Below are 18157 nucleotides of genomic sequence, written 5' to 3' on the forward strand. Positions count from 1 at the left end.
GCGGATGACGGGATTCGAACCCGCGACCCTCACCTTGGCAAGGTGATGCGCTACCAGCTGCGCTACATCCGCATTCCGCAGCTCCGGGAGGTCGTTCCCCCGTCGCCGTGGTGTGGGAAAACCATATCGGACCCCGGAAGCGGGTTCGACACCGGGGTGTCACTCCGCCGTTGCGGGGCCGTCATCAGGCCAGATCGTGGGGGATGAGGTGGGTGAGCGCGTCGTCGACGTCGACCCAGAGGTGCTCGTTGCCCGGCAGGACCACGTCGTACGTCCGGTCGAGGAAGTCGGCCAGCTCCTGGGCGGACGCCTCGAACATGGCGTGCCCGGACGGCGAGTTCAGCTCGATCAGGACGGCTTCGGGGTCCTCGACGGAGGGGCGGATGCGGACGTCGCCGTCACCCGCGTCGGCCAGGAGGCCGTCCGCGAGGAGGTCGCGGGCGTACACCCACTCGACCCAGCCGGCGCGGCCGGTGCGGAAGGCGGCCACCACCGCGTACGGGTCGCGTGTGTCGTAGCGCAGCTCCACCTTCACCGGAACCGCGGGAGTCCGCGGCGCCAGCAGGTCGAAGACCGCCGTCGAGCGGAGCGTCACGTGATCGTTGCGCATCGTCCTACCCTTCGTCTCCCTTCCCGGCCCGGCCCGGCCGAGGGCGTCACCACTTGGACGCATCAGGAGGCCGATTCCGTCGCGGGTGCGCCGCAGATCACCCGTCCGGGCGCTTCGGCTCCCGTCCTCACCCGTGACCACCCGCGGCGCGCAACTGACCGGCGCGCCCCGCGGAGCCCACGCCTCCATACTGCGCGGTTTAGTCGCCGGGCGATAGCACCGTCGCACGGATGTCGAACGTGGCGTCAGGCGGCCCCCCGGCCGGACAACCCTGGCTAGCTCGGGGTTGTGCGGTCCGTACTCGCCGGTAAGCGGAGTGTGGTCGACCAGGACCACCCGTTTGCAGGCGCCTGAAAGTCGTACGCTAAAGTTACGGCCAACACCGCGAGCGGGCGATTAGCTCAGCGGGAGAGCGCTTCGTTCACACCGAAGAGGTCACTGGTTCGATCCCAGTATCGCCCACGCGAGAGTCGAGAGAGCCCTGTTCGCCGAAGAGGCGGCGGGGCTCTTTTGCTGCCTCCGGCGTCCGGCCTCCGAGGTCGGCCCGCATTTCCGCAGCCCGGTCCGTCGGGACGCCGAAGCGGAGTGAACGATCCGTTCGGATCATCCGTATCAGCTCACGAGAGCGGTTCGCGCCCCGCCGCCGGGGCTCGCCGGAACTGCTGTCGAAGCCTGCCGCCGCGGCGGTTTTCTGTCGAACGCCACCCGTGGGAGGCCGGATGTGATCCTCGGCACGTCGTCGCGCCGGCCTGAGGTCGCGCGAGGACGACGTGTGACAGAAGCGGCGCGCGTGACGGCCTGGCGATGAATGTCACCGTCGGTGGCCGCCGGGCCCGCGCGCCGGCGACCGCCGGCCCGGGCTGGTCCACTGTGGACCACCCGGCGCCCGCAGTGTCCACTGTAGATTCCGAAAAGGCCCGCTGGGCCGTTCGGCCCAGCTTGGTCCACCCGGGTGCGGGCATCGCCCATTTCGCTACAGAACGTAGTTTTCGTGGGGATACGCCCTCTTACGCATCGTCTTCATCTCGTTATCTTCCGGCCACTTTCTGGCGGGGATGTCACGCAGCATGTGGCTGGAAATCCCTTGTAACACTGCCGAGAGAGTCGCCGATAACTTGCCGTGTGAAGCCTCCGCGGGCTCTGCGCGACCACGAATAGGCAGTGACTCTCCGAAGTTATCTCCGGTGACGCTGCGTGCCCGCGGCTCAACTCGATCCAGTTCCCGGGAGGTCAGATGGAAGAGTCGGTGCGGCCTTCGTACACGGTGAGCCAGCCACCGCCGCACATCGACCTCCAGGCCATCCCGCGTCCCGCCCAGCGAGGCGACCACCCCGGCGACAGCGGGGGCCCGTCGGCCAAGGCGTGGCCCGCGGCCTGGGAAGCGCGGTACAGAGCCTGGGTCATCGGCAGCGATGTGTTCATCACGCTGCTGGTGATCGCGATCAGCGCGTTCGTCATCGATCGCGTTGCCCCGCACGACATGCACGCCTTCGGCACCATGCTCGCGGTGTTCGTCTCGCTGCCCGCCAGCCGGGCGTGGAGCCCGCGGGTGCTCGGCGAAGGCGCGGAGGAGTACCGCACGCTCGGCCGCGGCTTCCTCACCGCGGCCGTCCTGGTCGCGCTGGGCGGCCTGCTGTTCGGCGCGCTCGAGGTCCAGGTCTGGGTGTTCGTGGTGGTTCCGGCCATCGCCCTGGTCGCCTTCCCGCAGCGCTACCTGCTGCGCCAGGTCCTGCACCGCAAGCGCGCCAAGGGACTCTGCCTGCTGCCCGTGATGGCCGCGGGCAGCCCGGAAACCGTCGCCGACCTGATCGCCCGCACCCGCTCGGAAGTGCACGTCGGCTGGCGCGTCGAGGCCGCCTGCACGTTCAGCGGCCACGGCGAAGACCGCGACAGCGGCGAGATCGACGGCGTCCCCGTGGTCGGGCGGCTGGAAGAGCTGTCCCGGCACGTCCGGCGCGGCGGCTACCGGGTCGTGGCGATCACCGCCGACCAGTACTGGACGCCGAAACGGCTGCAGCGGCTGGCGTGGGACATGGAGGGCACCGGCGCCGAGATGGTCGTGGCGCCCGTGCTGATGGAGGTCGCCGGTCCCCGGCTCAACGTCACCGGCGTGCTGGGCATGCCGCTGTTGCGGGTCACCGCGCCGATGTTCACCGGCGGCCGTCGCGTGGTCAAGGAGATCGTCGACCGCTGCGGCTCGGCCCTGCTGCTCACCCTGCTGTCCCCGCTGCTGCTCGTCATCGCGGTCGCCATCAAGCTGAACGACCGCGGCCCGGTGATCTACCGCCAGAGCCGCGTCGGCCGCGACGGCGCGACGTTCACCATGCTCAAGTTCCGGACGATGGTCACCAACGCCGACGCGATCAAGCAGACCCTGGCGGCGGACAACGAAGGCGCGGGCCCGCTCTTCAAGATGAAGCGCGACCCGCGTATCACCCGGGTGGGTGGTTTCCTGCGGCGGTATTCGCTCGATGAGGTGCCGCAGCTGTTCAACGTCGTGTCCGGGAGGATGTCGCTCGTCGGCCCGCGGCCGCCGCTGCCGGAGGAAACCGAGCAGTACCCGCCGGACGCCCGCCGCCGGCTGCTCGTCAAGCCGGGCCTCACCGGCCTCTGGCAGGTCAGCGGGCGCAGCGACCTCACGTGGGCCGAGAGCATCCGGCTGGATCTGCGTTACGTCGAGGACTGGTCGCTCGCCCTGGACCTGGTGATCCTCTGGAAGACCTTCCGCGCGGTGATGGGCGGCCAGGGCGCCTACTGACCCGTCCGCACACCGCGCGCCGCGCACCACGGCCGCCGGCTCCCACCGCGGGGAGCCGGCGGCCGTGTCCGTTTCCCGGGGACTTCCCGAAGACGCGCACCCCTTGGAGCCGCCGGTTCGGCTGCACCGCGCTACCGGCCATCCCGCCGCTCGACGTCGATCCACGCGAGCCGGGCCGTCAGGCCGCCCCGGTGCCCCTGTTCGCGCGCCGCCGCGCGCCGGCCGGGCCACCCGGGCTGCCGCCGTCCGCCCGGGTTACCGGCACCCGAGGAGAGGCGTCCGTAACCCGGTCGGGTGACCCCTTCTCGCGTCCGGTGATCCCCGCGTCCCTTGTGGTCCAGCTCACCGCTCCAAAGTAGTTGAGCCCGAAATAGTTCAACGCTCAACTTGGTTGCACGGGGTACCGACCCAACGGAAGGAAGCACAGCCCCATGACCACCTTTGCCGAGCAGACCGAGGCCCTCCAGCTCCCCGCGGATGTGCAGAACCTGCTGTTCCGCGAGGCCCGCACGGCCAACAGTTTCAGCTCCGAGCCGGTGACCGAGGAGCAGGTCCGCGCGATCTACGACCTCGTCAAGTGGGCCCCGACGTCGATGAACACCCAGCCGCTGCGCGCGCTGGTGCTCCGGACGGCCGAGGCGAAGGCCCGCCTGCTCCCGCACATGGCCCCGGGCAACCGGGACAAGACCGAAGCCGCGCCGCTGACCGTCGTGCTCGCCGCGGACGTCGACTTCCACGAAAACATCCCCCAGGTGTTCCCGCACGCCCCGCAGGTGAAGGACAACTTCGCCGACGAGCAGGGCCGCGTCGAGTTCTCGAAGCTGAACTCGCTGCTGCAGGTCGGCTACTTCATCATCGGCGTCCGCGCCGCCGGGCTGGCCGCCGGCCCGATGACCGGCTTCGACGCCCAGGGCGTCGACGACGAGTTCTTCGCGGACAAGAAGTGGCGCTCGCTGGTCGTCGTCAACGTCGGCAAGCCGGGCGAAAACCCGTGGTTCGACCGCCTGCCGCGGCTGGACTTCGACCAGGTCGTCGAGACCCTCTGAGCACCACCGGACCGGCCGCTTCCGCAGGGGGAGGCGGCCGGTCCGGCGTTCGCGCCACGCGCGTGAGGCGCGCGAGTGCAGCCGACTAGCATCGACGGCGTCATCTCTGTCACTCCAGCTTGAGGAGCCGATCGTGTCCCAGTCGCCCCCCGTTTCCCCCGTGGCCGCCTCCCGTGTGGTGGTACCGGCGGGCACCACGGCGGGCGCGGCGGTCCGCGAAGCCGGTCTGCCGACCAAGGGCGAGGACACGATCGTCGTGGTCCGCGACGCCGACGGCAAGCTGCGCGACCTCGCTTGGGCGCCGGAAGCCGACGCCGAGGTCGAGCCGGTCGCCGCGAACACCGAGGACGGCCGCAGCGTCATCCGCCACTCGGCGGCACACGTGCTCGCCCAAGCCGCGCAGCAGCAGTTCCCGGACGCCAAGCTGGGCATCGGCCCGCCGGTCAAGGACGGTTTCTACTACGACTTCGCGGTCGGCAAGCCGTTCACCCCCGAGGACCTGCAGGCGCTCGAAAAGCGCATGAAGCAGATCGTGAAGGGCGCCCAGCAGTTCTCGCGGCGCGTTTTCGACTCCGTCGACGAGGCCAAGAAAGAACTCGCCGACGAGCCGTTCAAGCTCGAGCTCGTCGACCTCAAGTCCGAAGTGGACACCTCCGAGGTGATGGAGGTGGGCGAGGGCGAACTCACCATCTACGACAATCTCGACCCGCGCACCAAGGAACGTGTCTGGAGTGACCTCTGCCGCGGTCCGCACGTGCCGACCACGAAGTTCATCCCGGCGTTCAAGCTCACCCGCGTCGCCGCCGCGTACTGGCGCGGTAGCGAAAAGAACCCGCAGCTGCAGCGGATCTACGGCACGGCGTGGGAGTCGGCGGAGGCGCAGGACGCCTACCTCGAGCGCATCGCCGAGGCCGAGCGCCGCGACCACCGCAAGCTCGGGGCCGAGCTGGACCTGTTCTCCTTCCCCGAGGAGATCGGCTCCGGCCTGCCGGTGTTCCACCCCAAGGGCGGCATCATCCGCCGCGAGCTGGAGAACTACTCGCGCCGCCGCCACGAGGAGGCCGGCTACGAGTTCGTGAACACCCCGCACATCAGCAAGGGCGAGCTGTTCCACACCTCCGGCCACCTGCCCTACTACGCGGACACGATGTTCCCGCCGGTGCAGTTCGACGAGGAGAACTACTACCTCAAGGCCATGAACTGCCCGATGCACAACCTGATCTTCCGCTCGCGCGGGCGGTCCTACCGCGAGCTGCCGCTGCGGCTGTTCGAGTTCGGCACCGTCTACCGCTACGAGAAGTCCGGCGTGGTGCACGGCCTCACCCGCGTGCGCGGGCTGACGATGGACGACTCGCACATCTACTGCACCAAGGAGCAGATGCCGGGCGAGCTGCGGTCGCTGCTGAAGTTCGTCCTCGACCTGCTCGCCGACTACGGCCTCTCCGACTTCTACCTCGAGCTGTCCACCCGCGGAGACTCCGACAAGTTCATCGGCGAGGACTGGGAGTGGGAGGAGGCCACCGAGACGCTGCGGCAGGCCGCCGTCGACTCCGGCCTCGAGCTGGTCCCGGACCCGGGCGGCGCGGCCTTCTACGGCCCGAAGATCTCGGTGCAGGCGAAGGACGCCATCGGCCGGACCTGGCAGATGTCGACCATCCAGCTGGACTTCAACCAGAACAAGCGGTTCGAGCTCGAGTACACCGCCTCCGACGGCTCGCGCCAGCGCCCGGTGATGATCCACCGCGCGCTGTTCGGCTCGATCGAACGCTTCTTCGGCGTGCTCACCGAGCACTACGCGGGCGCCTTCCCGGCGTGGCTGTCGCCGGTGCAGGTGGTCGGCATCCCGATCACCGCCGACCAGGTCGAGTACCTGCAGGACGTCGAGAAGGCGTTGCGCGCCAGGGGGATCCGCGCCGAGGTCGACGCGAGCGACGACCGGATGCAGAAGAAGATCCGTACGCACACCACGCAGAAGGTGCCCTTCATGCTGCTCGCCGGCGCGAAGGACGCCGAGGCGGGCGCGGTGTCGTTCCGCTTCCGCGACGGCGGCCAGATCAACGGCGTGCCGGTGGCGAAGGCGGTCGAGGCGATCGCGGAGTGGGTCGAGCGCCGCGAGAACGCGTCGCCGTCGGCCGAGGCGCTGGAGACGATCGTTCGGTGAGCGAGGGTCCCGAGTTCGTCGAGCAGCAGGGCATCGGGGTCCAGGACGCCTTCCAGCGCCTCTGGACCCCGCACCGGATGGCCTACATCAAGGGCCAGGACAAGCCGGACGGCGACGAGGACACCGGCTGCCCGTTCTGCCGGATCCCTTCGCTGGACGACAAAACCGGCCTGATCGTCGCCCGCGGCGACCTCGTGTTCGCGGTGCTGAACCTCTACCCGTACAACCCGGGGCACCTGATGGTGGTGCCGTACCGGCACGTCGCGGACTACACCGACCTCACCGCCGAGGAGACGCGCGAGGTCGCGGAGTTCACGCAGCACGCGATGAAGGTGATCCGCGCGGCCTCCGGTGCGCACGGCTTCAACATCGGCCTGAACCAGGGCGTCATCGCGGGGGCGGGCATCGCCGCGCACCTGCACCAGCACCTGGTGCCGCGGTGGGGCGGGGACGCCAACTTCATGCCGATCATCGGCCAGACGAAGGTGCTCCCGCAGCTGCTGGGGGAGACGAGGGACCTGCTCGCCGACGCTTGGTGACACCCGGCCCGCACTCGTCTGGACCATCGTGGCTCCGACCGGCGAAAACTCCTGATTGAGTGTTCAACCGATAGTATGATGGGGTTATGTCCGGAACCCGATGGCTCAGCGACGACGAACAGCGCGTCTGGCGTGAGTTCAACGCGGCCACCCGCATGCTCAGCGCGCACCTCGAGGCTCAGCTGCAGCACGACTCGGGCATGCCGCACACCTATTACGAAGTCCTCGTCGCCCTCTCCGAAGCGCCCGGCCGCCGGCTGCGGATGAGCGAGCTCGCCGACGCCCGGCAAGCGTCCCGCAGCCGCCTTTCGCACGCCGTCGCGCGGCTGGAGGCGAACGGGTGGGTCCGGCGCGAGGCGTGCCCGACCGACAAGCGCGGCGCCTGGGCGGTGCTGACCGACGACGGTTTCACCGCGCTGGAAGCGGCCGCGCCCGGGCACGTCGAAGCCGTCCGGGAGAGCCTGTTCGACCCGCTGACGCCGGAGCAGGTCACGGCGCTCGGCGAGATCAGCGCGGCCATCCGGCGTCAGCTGTCGCCGAAGTGCGCCGCCGCGGCAGCCGCCGAAGAGGCGCGGGAGCACGAGGGCGAGCTCACGAAATCGGGCTGACCCGGGGCGGCGCGTCGGGACGGCCGAGGTGGGTGGATAGGCTGCATTCGCCCACCCGACCCTCGTAGCCAGGTGCCTCGACGAACCGATGCTCAATATCTTCGCGCGTGCCTCCGTCTCCCGCGTCACCGATCCGATCGGCCAGGCGCTGGTCCGCGCCGGGCTGACCCCGAACGCCATGACCGTGTTCGGCACCGCCGGCGCGGTGGTCTGCGCGCTGGTCTTCTTCCCGAACGACCACCTCCTGTGGGGCACCTTCACGGTGTGGGGCTTCGCGATGCTCGACATCCTCGACGGCGCCATGGCCCGCGCCCGCGGCTACGGCACCCCGTTCGGCGCGGTGCTCGACGCCACCTGCGACAGGCTGGTGGACGGCGCGCTGTTCGCCGCCATCGCCTGGTGGTGCTTCGTCGTCGACGACAACCACCCGGCCGCCGCCGCGGCGCTGCTGTGCCTGGTCCTCGCCCAGGTCATCTCCTACGTCAAGGCCCGGGCCGACGCCTCCGGCCTGCCGGTCGACGGCGGGCTCGTCGAGCGCGCCGAGCGGCTGATCATCGCGCTGGTCGGCACCGGCCTGCACGGCTTCGGCATCCCGTACACCGTGGACGTGACGCTCTGGCTGCTCGCCGCCGGATCGGTCGTCACGCTGCTGCAGCGCTTCGCGGCCGTGGCGAAGGCGGCCCGCGAGGCCGCCGCCGGGGAGCAACGAGCATGAGTGGCGTGACCGAGCGGCTGAGCGCGTTCGGCTACGCGGCCGGGTGGAAGTTGGCCGGCTGGCTGCCCCCCGGGTTCGGCGGCACGGTCTTCTCGCTCGGCGCGGACCTGGCCGTCCGCCGGGACGGCGGTGGCGTGCGGCAGCTGCGCGCGAACCTCGCCCGGGTGGTGCCCCAGGCCGACCCGGCCGAGCTCGACGAGCTGACGCGGCGCGCGATGCGCTCGTACGCGCGGTACTGGCACGAGACGTTCCGGCTGCCGTCGATGGACCACAAGGAGGTCAGCGCCAAGGTCGCGGCCTCGATCACCGGTGTGGAGAACCTCGACGCGGCGCTGGCCGAGGGCAACGGCGCGGTGATGGCCCTGCCGCACAGCGGCAACTGGGACATCGCCGGCGTCTGGCTGGCCGACTACCTCGGTGGCTTCACGACCGTCGCCGAACGCCTCCAGCCCGAGTCGCTCTACCGCCGGTTCGTCGAGTACCGCGAGTCGCTCGGCTTCGAAATCGTGCCCCTGACCGGCGACAGCTCGGCGATGCGCGTGCTGCTGAAACGCCTGCGCGAGAACAAGGCCGTCTGCCTGGTCGGCGACCGCGACCTCACCACCAGCGGCATCCCGGTGAAGTTCTTCGGCGAGCCCGCCCGGCTGCCCGGCGGCCCGGCCCGGCTGGCCGCGACGACCGGCGCGGCGCTGATCCCGGCCGGCTGCTGGTTCACCGAGGACGGCTGGCAGATCCGGCTGCACCCGCGCATCCGCGTCACCGCGCGGGCCGAGGTCCCGGCGGCCACCCAGGCACTGGCCGACATCTTCGCCGGCGACATCGCCGCGCACCCGGCCGACTGGCACATGGTGCAGAAGTTCTGGCCCGCCGACCTCGAGGCCGCCGAGCGGGTCAGCCTCGAAGAAGCGAGCTGAGCGGTGGCCACGCGGCCGATGCGGGTCGGGATCGTGTGCCCCTACTCCTTCGACGTGCCCGGCGGGGTCCAGGGGCACGTGATCGACCTGACGAAGGCGCTGCTGGCCCGCGGGCACCAGGTGTCGGTGCTGGCACCGGCCGACGAAGACGCCGAACTCCCGGAGTTCGTGCACCCGGCGGGCAAGGCGCTCGGCATCCGGTACAACGGCTCGGTCGCGCGGCTGCAGTTCGGCCCGGTGTCCTACGCGCGGGTCCGGCGCTGGATCCGCGAGGGCGACTTCGACGTCCTGCACCTGCACGAGCCCGCCGCGCCGAGCCTGTCCCTGCTGGCGCTGCTCATCGCGGACGGCCCGATCGTGGCGACGTTCCACACCGCGACGACCCGCTCGCGCACGCTGTCGGCGTTCCAGCCCGTGCTGCGGCCGCTGCTGGAGAAGATCACCGCGCGGATCGCGGTGTCCGCGCTGGCCCGCCGGGTCCAGGTCGAGCACGCGGGCGGCGACGCCGTGGAGATCCCCAACGGCGTCGACGTCGAGTTCTTCTCCTCGGCGCTGCCGCTGCCCGGCTACCCGCGGGCCGGGGGCACGGTTGGGTTCGTCGGCCGGTTCGGCGAGCCGCGCAAGGGCATGGGCGTGCTGCTGGAGGCGCTGCGGCGGCTCCTCCCGGAGTTCGAGGACCTGCGGCTGGTCGTGGTCGGCCGCGGCGACGAGGACCAGCTGCGCCGCGACGCCGGGCCGGAGCTGGCCCCGCACCTGGAGCTGCTGGGCCAGGCCGACGACCACGTGAAGGCCCAGGCGCTGCGCAGCGTCGACGTCTACTGCGCGCCCAACACCGGCGGCGAGAGCTTCGGGATGATCCTCACCGAGGCGATGGCCGCCGGGACCCCGGTGCTGGCCAGCGGGCTCGACTCGTTCCGGCGGGTGCTCGACGACGGCCGCGCCGGCCAGCTCGTCGAGACCGGTGACCCGGCCGCGCTCGCGGACGGGCTGCGCGAGCTGCTCGGCGACCCGGCGCGCCGGGCGTCGCTGGCCGCGGCGGCGGGGGAGCGCGTCACGATGTACGACTGGTCGGTGGTGGCCACGCAGGTGCTGCGGGTCTACGAGACGGCCGTCGCCGCCGACCCCCGCCGGGTCGCGGCGCCGGAGCAGGAGCTCGCCCGGTGAGCGTGCTCGGCTGGCTGCTCCCGGTGCTGGCGGCGATCGTCGTGCTCGGTGGGCTCTTCCTGGTGGCGACGGCGAACCGGCTCGACCGCCTGCACGTCCGCACGGACGCCGGCTGGGCCGCGCTGGACTCGGCGCTGGCGCGCCGGGCGGTGGTGGCGCGGGCGGTCGCTCTGGTGCTGGGCGACACGGGCTTGCGGACGTCGGCCGAACGCGCCGAAGCGGCGCCCCGGGCCGAGCGCGAAGCCGCGGAGAACGAGCTGACGCTGCAGCTGCGCCGCGTCGACCGGACGGGCCTGCCGGCCGAGCTGGCCGAGGAGCTGACCGACGCCGAGCACCGGGTGGTGATCGCCCGCCGCGTCCACAACGACGCCGTCCGCGACACGCTGCGCCTGCGGCGGCGGCGGAAGGTGCGGTACTTCCGCCTCGCCGGGACCGCGCCGCTGCCGGAGTACTTCGAATTCGCGGAGCCGGAGGTCTGAAAATGTGGTGGGTGGTCGTCGAGGAGCAGCGCGGCATGGGCGAGAGCCGGAACTGGTCGCTGTCGGAGACGTTCCCGCACCCGGACCAGCAGACCGCCGAAGCGGAGGCGCTGCGGCTCGCGCGGGAGTACCAGCCTGCCTACCCGTGGTCGCCGAAGTCGCGGAAGGTGCTGCGCGGGCCGGGCGGGTACCTGGTGATCGTCGAGGGGCGGACGTCGACGTTCCACTTCCGGCTGAGCGTGCTCGAAGAGCTCTGAAACCACGGCGGCCCCCGGCGCGTCGGACCGGCATGGGTTCCACGTGGTGGGTGGTCATCGAAGAGCAGGGCGGCGCGGGCGACGGCCGGGGCTGGGGTGTCGCGGAGGCGACGCCGTACCCGGACCGCGACAGCGCGGAGGGCGACGCGTACCTGCTCGCCAAGCAGCACCGGCCGCCGCGGCCGTCGTCGCCGCGGAACCGGCTGGTGCTGCGCGTGCGCGACGGGTACCTGGTGCTCGTGAAGGGCAAGACCGACCTGTGGCAGTTCCGCGTGACGGTGGGCGAGCAGGCCGGCGGCTGACACACTGGGCGGCATGAGCGAGACCTGCGACGTCGCCCACGGCACGGCTCCGGCCGATCCGGGGCTGCGGACCCTGGTGGCGGTGTTCGCGTCGCCGGTGTCCCGGTACCTGCTGAAGTTCGCGAAGGACCTCGGGTACCGCGTGGCGCTGTTCGAGCCCGACGCCGCGCGCGGCACGGACGTGCCCGAGGGGTTCGAGGCGGAGACGACGCTGCCACCGCTCGACGCGTCCACGGACGTGGTCGTCACCGACCACCACCGGCCCGAGCTGGGGCCGGTGCTGAAGGCGGCGCTCGCGGGGGAGCCGCGGTGGGTGGGCGTGCTCGGCAACCCGCGTCACCCGGGCCCGCACGTGGCGGCGCTGCGCGCACTGGGCGTCGCCGAAGCGGACATCGCCCGGGTGCACCGCCCGGTCGGGCTGAACATCGGCTCCCGCACCCCGCCGGAGATCGCGCTGGCCACCCTGGCCGGCCTCTTGGCTGACCGCAACAACCGCCCCGGCGGCTTCGACTTCACCACCTAGCCGTACCCGGACGGTCGGTTCGCGTACTCGGACGGTCGGTTCGCCAGCCGACCCTCCAGGTACGCGAACCGACCCTCCAGGTACGCGAACCGACCCTCCAGGTACGCGGACCGACCCTTCCGGGACGGGTCAGTGGACCGCCATTCCCTCCGGCATGGGCTCGAACCTCGCGTGGCGGCGGGTGAACGTCGCCGTGCCCGAGGTCATCGAGCGCAGGTCGATCAGGTAGCGGAGGAGTTCCGTCGCCGGGACCTCCGCGCGGATCACCGTCCGGCCGCCTTCGCCCGCTTCGGTGCCGAGCACCCGGCCGCGCCGGGACGACAGGTCGCCGAGCACCGTGCCGAGGTGCTCGTCCGGCAGCCGGATCGCCACCTCCTCCAAGGGCTCGAGCATCGTGATGTGCCCGTTCGCCGCGGCCTCGCGCAGGGCCAGCGCGCCCGCCGTCTGGAACGCCGCGTCCGAGGAATCCACGCTGTGCGCCTTGCCGTCGACCAGGGTGACCTTGACGTCGACCACCGGGTGGCCGTCCGCCAGCCCGCGCTGCAGTTGGGCTCGCACGCCCTTCTCCACGCTCGGGATGAACTGGTGCGGCACCGAGCCGCCGACGACCTTGTCCACGAACTGGAAGCCGCCGCCGCGCGGCAGCGGCTCGACCTCGATGTCGCAGACGGCGAACTGGCCGTGCCCGCCGGACTGCTTCACGTGCCGCCCGTGGCCCTTGGCCGGCTTGGCGAACGTCGAGCGCAGGCTGATCTTCACCGGCTCGGTGTCGACGTCCGCGCCGCCCGCGCGCAGCCGCGAGAGCACGACGTCGGCGTGGGCCTCGCCCATGCACCACAGCACCAGCTGGGCGGTCTCGGCGTTGCGGTCCAGCCGCAGCGTCGGGTCGCCGGCGACGAGCCGGGAAAGGTTGCGGGCGAGGGTGTCCTCGTCGCTGCGGGTCTTCGCGACGACCGCCACCGGCAGCAGCGGTTCCGGCATCGCCCACGGTTCCATCAGCAGCGGGTCGTCGGGGGAGGAGACGGTGTCGCCGGTCTCGGCCGAGCCGACCTTCGTCAGCGCGCAGAGGTCGCCCGCGACGCAGTAGGGCACTTCCCGCAGGGAAGACCCGAGCGGCGAATACAGGTGGGCGACGCGCTCGTCCGCGTCGTGGTCTTCGTGGCCGCGTTCGGCGAGGCCGTGCCCGGACACGTGCACCGGGCGTTCGGGGCGGAGCGTCCCGGAAAACACCCGGACGAGGGACACCCGGCCGACATAAGAGTCCACGGCCGTCCGGACGACCTCCGCGGCCAGGGGGCCCTCGGGGTCGGCGGTGATCGCGGCGTGCTCGCCGCCGTCCGGCGTGGTGACGTCGGGGGGCCGGTGCTCCAGCGGGGAGGGGAACGCGCGGACGATGCCGTCGAGCACCTCGGCCAGGCCGACGCCGCTGGTCGCGCACACCGGGATGACGGGGTGGAAGGACCCGCGGGCGACCGCGGTCTCCAGGTCGGCGATGAGGGTGGCCTCCGCGATCTCCTCGCCGGCGAGGTAGCGGTCCATCAAGGACTCGTCCTCGCTCTCGGCGATGATCCCTTCGATCAGTTCGTTGCGGGCCTCGGCCAGCCGCTCCAGGTCGGCCGCCGCGGGCTCGCCGATCGTCGGCGGGTGCCCGCCGGAGTAGTCGAAGTACCGCTGGGTGATCAGCCCGACCAGGCCGTCGCCCGCGGGGAGGTAGAGCGGCAGCACGCCGGCACCGAACGCGGCCTGGCAGGCGGCGATCTCGGCCGTCGCGTCGGCCCGGTGGTGGTCGAGCCGGGAGACGACGACCGCGCGCGGCATCCCGACCGCGGCGCACTCCTCCCACACCGCGACCGTCGCCGCGTCCACGCCTTCGGCGGCGGAGACGACGAACAGCGCCGCGTCGGCCGCCCGCAGCCCGGCCCGCAGCTCCCCGACGAAGTCCGCGTACCCGGGCGTGTCGATCAGGTTGATCTTGTGGCCCTGGTGCAGCACCGGCGCGACCGAGAGGCCGACCGAGCGCTGCTGGCGGACCGCCGCCGGGTCGTGGTCGCACACCGTCGTGCCGTCGACCACCGAGCCCGCCCGCGGCACCGTGCCCGAGGCGGCGAGCAGGGCTTCGGCGAGGGTGGTCTTCCCGGAACCGGCCGGGCCGACGAGCACGACGTTGCGGACCTTGGCGGGGTCGTTCACAGCGACGGCGGCCCCGGTGTCGGCGTTCTTGGCTTGTTTGTCGGCCATGACGACTCCTCGGCGAACGGCTGGTGGACGAGATGTGTCCTCGATCACACACCCGCTACCCTGGTCACGGCAAGGCAAGGCCCCCGGGACCAGCCGAATGCCCCCGGGGGAGGCGCGGCGCGGGGGAGTGGTGGCGTGGACAGGCGGGCTTTTTTGCGGATTTCCGGGGCGGTGCCGGTGGCGGGCCTGGCGGGGTGGCCCCCGCCGGACGACTGGGAGCGGCTCCGTGCCCGGCTTTCGGGTCCGCTGTTCCGGCCCGGTGACCCGGCCTACCCCGAGGCGAAGCAGGGCTTCTTCACGATGTACGACGACCGGATGCCGGCCGCGGTCGTCGGTGCGGCGCGCGTCGAGGACGTCCAGGCCGCGGTCGGGTTCGCCGCCCGGCACGGCCTGCCGGTCGCCGCGCGCAGCGGCGGGCACAGCTATCCCGGGTATTCCACTGTGGACGGCGGCATCGTGGTGGACCTGAGCCGGTTTTCGGGCATCGACGTGCGTCCGGACGGCCGCGCGACGATCGGCGCCGGCGCCCGGCTGGGACCGATCGCGGCCACGCTGGCCGCCCGCGGCCGGGTCCTGCCGGCCGGCTCGTGCGAAACCGTCGGCATCGCCGGGCTCGCCCTCGGCGGCGGCGTCGGCCTGGTCGACCGGAAGCACGGACTGACGTGCGATCACCTGGAGGCGGCGCGGATCGTCACCGCCGACGGCCGGGTGCGCACGGTGTCGCGGGCGGCGGAGCCGGACCTGTTCTGGGCGCTGCGCGGCGGGGGCGGCGGTAACTTCGGGATCGTCACCGGGTTCACCTTCCGGACCGTGCCCGTCGCGGACGTCGGCACCTTCAAGCTCACCTTCCCGCCGGGCACGCAGGCCGCGCTGCTGGCCGCCTGGCAGGAGTGGCTGCCGGGGATGCCGGACGAACTGTGGTCGGGGGTGAACATCGACGCGGCGACCGCCGTCGCCAGCGGGACGTTCCTCGGCCCCGAAGCCCGGCTGAAGGAGCTGCTCGACGACCTCGTCCGCCGCGTGGGCACGCCACCGGCCGGACGGGAGGCGCGGGTCACCGACCACCTCGGCGCGATGCGCTCGTTCGACGACCACGAGGCCCGGCCCGGCGCGGTCGCGGCGCGGGCGGCCTACGTCGGGACTTCGCGCATGCTGCTGCGGCCCGTCACCGACCCGGCCGCGGTCGTCGAGGTGCTGACCCGGGCGCCGCGCGTCGGCACGCTCATCGACTCCGCCGGCGGCGCGATCGCCCGTGTCGGTGCCCGCGAGACCGCCTTCCCCCACCGGGCCGCCCTGGCGAGCTTCCAGTTCCTGCACGGCGCCACGCCGGAGGACGGCGGCGAAGCCGAAGCCCGGCGCGCGCTGGCCGCGGTGCGCGACGGGCTGGGGCCCGAGTTCGGCACCACCGGGTACGTCAACTACCTCGACCCGGACCTGCCGGACTGGGCCCGGGCGTACTACGGGGTGAATCTGCCGCGGTTGCGCGCCGTCGCCCGGAAGTATGACCCGCACGGGCTTTTCGCCTTCCCGCAAGGGCTTTCCGAGCCCCGGCCGATCGTCCACAAGGGAGGGTCTTAGACTGCGCCGGATCCCGCCGGCAGGAGGCAGCAGTGCTCGACCTGGCATTCTCCACAGAGGACCTGGCGCACACCCGGTTCGCGTTCTCCCCGGTTTGGGAGATCGTCGCGAGCGTCCGCGTCCTGAACTCCCCGGGGCAGCACGCCCTGCACCTGCCGTGGATCAAGCGCGCCACCGCGGCGCTGGCCGGAGCCGGCCTCGACATCGGGTTGCTGCGCGACCTCGTCCCGCTGCGGCACCTGCCCGGGTTCCTGGCCGGGACGCCGTCGACGCCGTTGCCCGAACTGGCCGACGAGCTCGCCGACCTGCGGGACGTGCCCGCCCGCCTGGTCCGGCGCGAGCTCGACGCGATGGCCGGGCCGCGCTCGCCCGCGCTGAACCGTCTCCACCGCGAGCCGGAGGCGGGCCTGGAGCGGCTCGCGACGCTGATGGAGCGGTACTGGCACCTCGTGCTGGCCCCCGACTGGCCGCGGATCCGCGCGTTGCTCGAAGCCGACGTGCTGTACCGGTCCCGGCTGCTGGCCCAGGGCGGGGCCGCCGAGCTGTTCAACGACCTCACCCCGCTGGTCCGCTGGCAGGGCGGCACGCTCACGGTCGCGCACCGGCACCTGCACGCTGCCGTCCCGCTCGACGGGCGCGGCCTCGTGCTGGTGCCCTCGGCGTTCGTCTGGCCGCGGGTGTTCTCCAAGACCGACGCGCGCTGGCAGCCGGTGCTGCGCTACCCGCCGCGCGGGATCGCCACGCTGTGGGAGACCGGCACGGCCACCGCGCCGGGCGCGCTGGCCGCCGTGGTGGGCCGCGGCCGCGCGCTGCTACTGGCCGAACTGGCCGCGCCGGCGTCCACCGCGGAACTGGCCCGCCGGACCGGGCTGAGCGCCGGGGCGGTGTCGCAGCACCTCGGCGTGCTCAAGGCCGCGGCCCTGGTCAACCGGCATCGTGCCGGACGTCACGTGCTCTACGTGCGCACTTCGCTCGCGGAATCCCTGGTCGCGGGCGCCGGCGAAGTGGACTGCTGAGATACCCGCGTACTGGCCTGCTTCAAGGGTCCACCGCCGACCTACGCTCGGATTCGTCCACCTCTGAACCGTGTCGAAAGGCGTCGTCGTGTCCGAGCAGCAGCCCACCCCCTCCAGCGGCACCGTCCAGTCCGTCACCGGCACCGCCAAGGTGAAGCGCGGGATGGCCGAGATGCTCAAGGGCGGCGTGATCATGGACGTGGTCACCGCCGACCAGGCGAAGATCGCCGAAGACGCCGGCGCGGTCGCGGTGATGGCCCTCGAGCGCGTCCCCGCCGACATCCGCGCCCAGGGCGGCGTCGCCCGGATGAGCGACCCCGACCTGATCGACGGCATCATCGAGGCCGTCTCGATCCCGGTGATGGCGAAGGCCCGCATCGGCCACTTCGTCGAGGCGCAGGTCCTGCAGTCCCTCGGCGTGGACTACGTCGACGAGTCCGAGGTCCTCACCCCGGCCGACTACGCCAACCACATCGACAAGTGGGCCTTCACCGTGCCCTTCGTCTGCGGCGCGACCAACCTCGGCGAGGCGCTGCGGCGGATCACCGAGGGCGCGGCGATGATCCGCTCCAAGGGCGAGGCCGGCACCGGCGACGTCTCCAACGCGACCACGCACATGCGCCGGATCCGGCAGGAGATCCGGCGGCTGACCTCGCTGCCGGAGGACGAGCTGTTCGTGGCGGCCAAGGAGCTGCAGGCGCCGTACGAGCTGGTCCGCGAGGTGGCGCAGGCCGGGAAGCTCCCGGTGGTGCTGTTCACCGCGGGCGGCATCGCCACCCCGGCCGACGCGGCGATGATGATGCAGCTCGGCGCCGAGGGCGTGTTCGTCGGCTCGGGCATCTTCAAGTCCGGCAACCCGGCCCAGCGCGCCGCGGCGATCGTCAAGGCGACGACGTTCTACGACGACCCGGACGTCCTCGCCAAGGTCTCGCGCGGCCTGGGCGAGGCGATGGTCGGCATCAACGTCGAGGAACTGCCGGAGCCGCACCGGCTGGCCGAGCGCGGCTGGTAGAGCCACGCCGATCGGCGGAGGCCCCGTGGCGATATCGCCACGGGGCTTTTTTCTGTCTCGAGGGGATCTCGGTGGTCAGCGGCCGGCGAGTCGTACGGCCACGTCCGGTCCGGGCTCGTGATGCTGCGCGAGCAGCCGGCGGCGAACCGGGCCCGGTGGCCGGCCAAAGCTGGGACCACTCGCCTCGCGGGCGCGGTCGGCGGCGAGTTGCGGGCAGAGCCGTAGCGGCTCGGCCCG

Annotated in this window: 17 protein-coding genes and 2 tRNA genes; 16 read left to right on the top strand and 3 right to left on the bottom strand. The window is 72.2% G+C overall.

Annotated elements, in window-relative coordinates:
- Both C2L58_RS32465 and C2L58_RS32470 read right to left on the bottom strand, forming a co-directional pair.
- Positions 1–72, bottom strand: a tRNA-Gly gene (locus C2L58_RS32465).
- A 112-nt stretch (positions 73–184) separates the two neighbouring features.
- Positions 185–610, bottom strand: a complete 426-nt coding sequence (locus tag C2L58_RS32470) for an SsgA family sporulation/cell division regulator (RefSeq protein ID WP_013227152.1) — start codon at positions 608–610, stop codon at positions 185–187.
- Between the two features lie 390 nt (positions 611–1000).
- Here C2L58_RS32470 and C2L58_RS32475 point away from each other — a divergent pair.
- From C2L58_RS32475 to C2L58_RS32535, 13 genes are all read left to right on the top strand, one after another.
- Positions 1001–1072, top strand: a tRNA-Val gene (locus C2L58_RS32475).
- A 772-nt stretch (positions 1073–1844) separates the two neighbouring features.
- Positions 1845–3368, top strand: coding sequence for a sugar transferase (locus C2L58_RS32480; protein ID WP_199191554.1), 1524 nt, complete (start codon positions 1845–1847; stop codon positions 3366–3368).
- 431 nt (positions 3369–3799) lie between these two features.
- Positions 3800–4414 carry a malonic semialdehyde reductase gene (locus tag C2L58_RS32485; protein WP_103341482.1) on the top strand — a complete coding sequence of 205 codons (615 nt, stop codon included), beginning with the start codon at positions 3800–3802 and terminating at the stop codon, positions 4412–4414.
- Between the two features lie 133 nt (positions 4415–4547).
- Positions 4548–6575: a threonine--tRNA ligase gene (thrS, locus tag C2L58_RS32490; RefSeq protein ID WP_103341483.1), complete on the top strand. Its 2028-nt coding sequence runs from the start codon at positions 4548–4550 to the stop codon at positions 6573–6575.
- On the top strand, positions 6572–7114 hold the full coding sequence (locus C2L58_RS32495; protein WP_103341484.1) for an HIT family protein: 543 nt from the start codon (positions 6572–6574) through the stop codon (positions 7112–7114). The genes thrS and C2L58_RS32495 overlap by 4 nt, the downstream gene beginning before the upstream one ends.
- A gap of 86 nt (positions 7115–7200) precedes the next feature.
- Positions 7201–7722, top strand: a complete 522-nt coding sequence (locus C2L58_RS32500) for a MarR family winged helix-turn-helix transcriptional regulator (RefSeq protein ID WP_103341485.1) — start codon at positions 7201–7203, stop codon at positions 7720–7722.
- An 88-nt stretch (positions 7723–7810) separates the two neighbouring features.
- Positions 7811–8437: a phosphatidylinositol phosphate synthase gene (pgsA, locus tag C2L58_RS32505; RefSeq protein ID WP_103341486.1), complete on the top strand. Its 627-nt coding sequence runs from the start codon at positions 7811–7813 to the stop codon at positions 8435–8437.
- Complete coding sequence (locus C2L58_RS32510; RefSeq protein ID WP_103341487.1) at positions 8434–9351, top strand: phosphatidylinositol mannoside acyltransferase; 918 nt, start codon at positions 8434–8436, stop codon at positions 9349–9351. The genes pgsA and C2L58_RS32510 overlap by 4 nt, the downstream gene beginning before the upstream one ends.
- An 18-nt stretch (positions 9352–9369) precedes the next feature.
- Positions 9370–10515, top strand: coding sequence for a glycosyltransferase family 4 protein (locus tag C2L58_RS32515; RefSeq protein WP_103341558.1), 1146 nt, complete (start codon positions 9370–9372; stop codon positions 10513–10515).
- Complete coding sequence (locus C2L58_RS32520) at positions 10512–10994, top strand: NUDIX hydrolase (RefSeq protein ID WP_103341488.1); 483 nt, start codon at positions 10512–10514, stop codon at positions 10992–10994. The genes C2L58_RS32515 and C2L58_RS32520 overlap by 4 nt, the downstream gene beginning before the upstream one ends.
- A 2-nt stretch (positions 10995–10996) precedes the next feature.
- Positions 10997–11251 (top strand): hypothetical protein, encoded by a 255-nt coding sequence (locus tag C2L58_RS32525; protein ID WP_103341489.1) that lies wholly within the window; start codon positions 10997–10999, stop codon positions 11249–11251.
- Positions 11252–11283: 32 nt separating this feature from the next.
- Positions 11284–11553, top strand: coding sequence for a hypothetical protein (locus tag C2L58_RS32530; RefSeq protein WP_103341490.1), 270 nt, complete (start codon positions 11284–11286; stop codon positions 11551–11553).
- Between the two features lie 13 nt (positions 11554–11566).
- Positions 11567–12076, top strand: a complete 510-nt coding sequence (locus C2L58_RS32535) for an XdhC family protein (protein WP_103341491.1) — start codon at positions 11567–11569, stop codon at positions 12074–12076.
- Between the two features lie 129 nt (positions 12077–12205).
- Here C2L58_RS32535 and C2L58_RS32540 read toward each other — a convergent pair whose 3' ends face one another.
- On the bottom strand, positions 12206–14314 hold the full coding sequence (locus C2L58_RS32540; protein ID WP_103341492.1) for an elongation factor G-like protein EF-G2: 2109 nt from the start codon (positions 14312–14314) through the stop codon (positions 12206–12208).
- 135 nt (positions 14315–14449) lie between these two features.
- On the opposite strand from C2L58_RS32540, the gene C2L58_RS32545 reads away from it, so the two are divergent.
- The 3 genes from C2L58_RS32545 (at position 14450) to pdxS (ending at position 17920) form a co-directional block, all read left to right on the top strand.
- Positions 14450–15892 carry an FAD-binding oxidoreductase gene (locus C2L58_RS32545; protein ID WP_103341493.1) on the top strand — a complete coding sequence of 481 codons (1443 nt, stop codon included), beginning with the start codon at positions 14450–14452 and terminating at the stop codon, positions 15890–15892.
- A 32-nt stretch (positions 15893–15924) separates the two neighbouring features.
- Entirely contained in the window at positions 15925–16908 is a 984-nt protein-coding gene (locus C2L58_RS32550; protein WP_103341494.1) for an ArsR/SmtB family transcription factor, read from the top strand.
- 88 nt (positions 16909–16996) lie between these two features.
- On the top strand, positions 16997–17920 hold the full coding sequence (pdxS, locus tag C2L58_RS32555) for a pyridoxal 5'-phosphate synthase lyase subunit PdxS (protein ID WP_199191555.1): 924 nt from the start codon (positions 16997–16999) through the stop codon (positions 17918–17920).
- The last annotated feature ends 237 nt before the right edge of the window (positions 17921–18157 follow it).

This window comes from Amycolatopsis sp. CA-126428, from assembly GCF_002904335.1.
Classification (GTDB): domain Bacteria; phylum Actinomycetota; class Actinomycetes; order Mycobacteriales; family Pseudonocardiaceae; genus Amycolatopsis.

What these genes read in the sequence shown, in the direction of transcription:
- C2L58_RS32485 (WP_103341482.1), top strand. Translation starts at nt 3,800, where the DNA reads ATGACCACCTTTGCCGAGCAGACCGAGGCCCTCCAGCTCCCCGCGGAT.
- pgsA (WP_103341486.1), top strand. Translation starts at nt 7,811, where the DNA reads ATGCTCAATATCTTCGCGCGTGCCTCCGTCTCCCGCGTCACCGATCCG.
- C2L58_RS32530 (WP_103341490.1), top strand. Translation starts at nt 11,284, where the DNA reads ATGGGTTCCACGTGGTGGGTGGTCATCGAAGAGCAGGGCGGCGCGGGC.
- C2L58_RS32500 (WP_103341485.1), top strand. Translation starts at nt 7,201, where the DNA reads ATGTCCGGAACCCGATGGCTCAGCGACGACGAACAGCGCGTCTGGCGT.
- C2L58_RS32480 (WP_199191554.1), top strand. Translation starts at nt 1,845, where the DNA reads ATGGAAGAGTCGGTGCGGCCTTCGTACACGGTGAGCCAGCCACCGCCG.
- C2L58_RS32535 (WP_103341491.1), top strand. Translation starts at nt 11,567, where the DNA reads ATGAGCGAGACCTGCGACGTCGCCCACGGCACGGCTCCGGCCGATCCG.
- C2L58_RS32525 (WP_103341489.1), top strand. Translation starts at nt 10,997, where the DNA reads ATGTGGTGGGTGGTCGTCGAGGAGCAGCGCGGCATGGGCGAGAGCCGG.
- C2L58_RS32540 (WP_103341492.1), bottom strand. Translation starts at nt 14,314, where the DNA reads ATGGCCGACAAACAAGCCAAGAACGCCGACACCGGGGCCGCCGTCGCT.
- C2L58_RS32470 (WP_013227152.1), bottom strand. Translation starts at nt 610, where the DNA reads ATGCGCAACGATCACGTGACGCTCCGCTCGACGGCGGTCTTCGACCTG.
- C2L58_RS32515 (WP_103341558.1), top strand. Translation starts at nt 9,370, where the DNA reads ATGCGGGTCGGGATCGTGTGCCCCTACTCCTTCGACGTGCCCGGCGGG.
- C2L58_RS32510 (WP_103341487.1), top strand. Translation starts at nt 8,434, where the DNA reads ATGAGTGGCGTGACCGAGCGGCTGAGCGCGTTCGGCTACGCGGCCGGG.